Origin of the sequence: Pseudomonas sp. NBRC 111143, assembly GCF_001320965.1 — a bacterium.
Lineage (GTDB): Bacteria > Pseudomonadota > Gammaproteobacteria > Pseudomonadales > Pseudomonadaceae > Aquipseudomonas > Aquipseudomonas machongensis.
The window spans coordinates 1-1,566 of sequence record NZ_BCBT01000112.1 but is presented as its reverse complement, the minus strand read 5'-3'; the positions used below and the strand labels follow the sequence as shown (position 1 = coordinate 1,566).

Annotated in this window: 1 protein-coding gene and 1 pseudogene; one reads left to right on the top strand and one right to left on the bottom strand. The window is 55.2% G+C overall.

The genetic code is table 11. The features are described from left to right. Positions 1-516 precede the first annotated feature (516 nt). Positions 517-625: pseudogene (locus APH44_RS29995) on the top strand (transposase domain-containing protein); the annotation flags it as partial. Here the strand turns inward: APH44_RS29995 and APH44_RS28775 are convergent. Beyond that, the gene (locus APH44_RS28775) at positions 619-1,203 is read right to left on the bottom strand and encodes an isochorismatase family protein (RefSeq protein WP_054895655.1); all 585 of its coding nucleotides are present in this window, start codon (positions 1,201-1,203) and stop codon (positions 619-621) included. The pseudogene APH44_RS29995 and the gene APH44_RS28775 overlap by 7 nt on opposite strands. Between the last annotated feature and the right edge of the window lie 363 nt (positions 1,204-1,566).

Below are 1,566 nucleotides of genomic sequence, written 5' to 3'. Positions count from 1 at the left end.
ATGCCCGTCAAGCGCTGGGGCCCAGGATGGGCCCTGCAGCGCGGTCCTCCCGGGAGCAAGGCCGGAGTGAGGGAACCCGGAGCGAAGCGCAGGGCCGGATGAACGGAGCGCAGCGTTTTTTGGTTACTTTTTGTCGCGTCTGACAAAAAGTGACTCGCCGTAAGGGCGAAAAGGTGACTAAGCGTCACCCTCGCAAACGGATATGCTCACAACTGTAAAACCCACCCCTCCAGCATTCAACTTTCAAAGTGTGTGTTTTGAAAGTTATAAACACATTCATTTACGAGGGAGACGCAGAGTCACCTTTTCGCCTTTACGGCGACCTTCTTTTGCACGCGGGCAAAAGAAGGCAAAAACCGCTAGCTCCATTCATCCGGCCCCTACGCTTCGCTCCGGGGTCCCCTCGTTCCGTCCTTGCTCCCGGGAGGACTCCACTCGGCCTCCTGAAGTCGCGATTGGCGGCGCCTGATCCATCGTGCGCTTAGAAGCAAGATCAAGAGCATCCAGCCTCATACCTCAGCGCGCATGAATGGGCACGATCCGTACGCCCATCTCAAGGACGTTCTGATGCGGCTGCCGACCCCGCGGGGCCAGTAAAATCGGGCACTTGCTACCGCATCAGTGGGGGCCTGCCGCTACTTTCATAGGCAGAGCTGTGATCACATCATCTGATGACATGACCTGGGCATATTCGGTGCCCAGTATGGCCAAGGTCAGCTCATAAACGGTTGAGGCGTCCCAACACGTTCCTTGCGGCCCGATTACGGGTACAGCAGTCGTGGCATCCGCAGGAAGAATAATTTCGTACCCAAGCGCTTTCCCGGCTCGAATAGTGGCATCCATGCTGTTATGAACCACAACACCGGTCAACACAATGCGTTTTACTTGCATGCTTTTGAGAATGGCATCCAATTGAGTTCCTATGAATGCGCAGTTCTCATGCTTGATGATGACAATCTCGCCCTCTATCGGAGCCACTTCTTTCTTGATCCCATTCCAAGGGCCATGAACGTGATAGCTGGAGGTGGGATTCTCTTCATCATGCTTCACATGAAGGACAGGCCAGCCATTTGATCGCCAGTGCCGCAGAAGGCGTTGGATTACGGACAAATAGCCAGGGTGGCTTTTACCATTCCAAACAGGCTGATCGATAGCATCCTGAACATCGAGGATAATCAGGGGGATGCTAGGCGTATCCTTCATGTGGGGTCGTCTCCTTACGTTGGACACTTAGTGTGCTGCAACGTCTTCCAGTCAACAAGCAGCGCAGTCTCGCTAGGGTGCCGGAGCTGACAGATTCCGGCCCAGCTCACGCAAGGTGAGTTGGGCGGACGCTTACATACCTCACGAGCGACAGCTACGTCAGCCCAGACACCGCCCGTACCTCAGCGACTTCAGGAGGCCGGAGTGAGGGGACCCGGAGCGAAGCGTAGGGCCGGATGATTGGAGCGCAGCGTTTTTTGGTTACTTTTTGTCGCGTCTGACAAAAAGTGACTCGCCGTAAGGGCGAAAAGGTGACTAAGCGTCACCCTCGCGAACGGATATGCCCACAACTGTAAAAACTCA

What these genes read in the sequence shown, in the direction of transcription:
- APH44_RS28775 (WP_054895655.1), bottom strand. Translation starts at nt 1,203, where the DNA reads ATGAAGGATACGCCTAGCATCCCCCTGATTATCCTCGATGTTCAGGAT.